Origin of the sequence: Escherichia sp. AM3, assembly GCF_032029835.1 — a bacterium.
Classification (GTDB): domain Bacteria; phylum Pseudomonadota; class Gammaproteobacteria; order Enterobacterales; family Enterobacteriaceae; genus Escherichia; species Escherichia coli.
Genome location: NZ_JAVUPQ010001133.1, coordinates 1 through 254, shown reverse-complemented (window position 1 = coordinate 254; position 254 = coordinate 1). Strand labels below are relative to the sequence as shown.

Here is a 254-nt window from a genome sequence, read left to right as displayed (position 1 = left end):
GATTCAGGGAATGGACCCGGTCTGGATCAGCGCTGCAGTGCCAGAATCTATCGCCTATCTGCTGAAAGATACGTCGCAGTTTGAAATTTCGGTACCGGCTTATCCGGATAAAACATTCCATGTCGAAAAATGGAATATTCTTCCCAGCGTGGATCAGACAACCCGTACGCTTCAGGTCCGTCTCCAGGTTTCTAATAAGGATGAGTTTCTCAAGCCGGGCATGAATGCCTATCTGAAACTGAATACCAGAAGCC

The 254-nt window shown here is 48.0% G+C and carries 1 protein-coding gene; it reads left to right on the top strand.

Going from position 1 to position 254, the window contains the following annotated elements; all coding sequences use genetic code 11:
* Window positions 1–254, top strand: a 254-nt coding sequence (locus tag RTW80_RS30015; protein ID WP_312721812.1) for an efflux RND transporter periplasmic adaptor subunit, incomplete at both ends; no start/stop codon positions are given.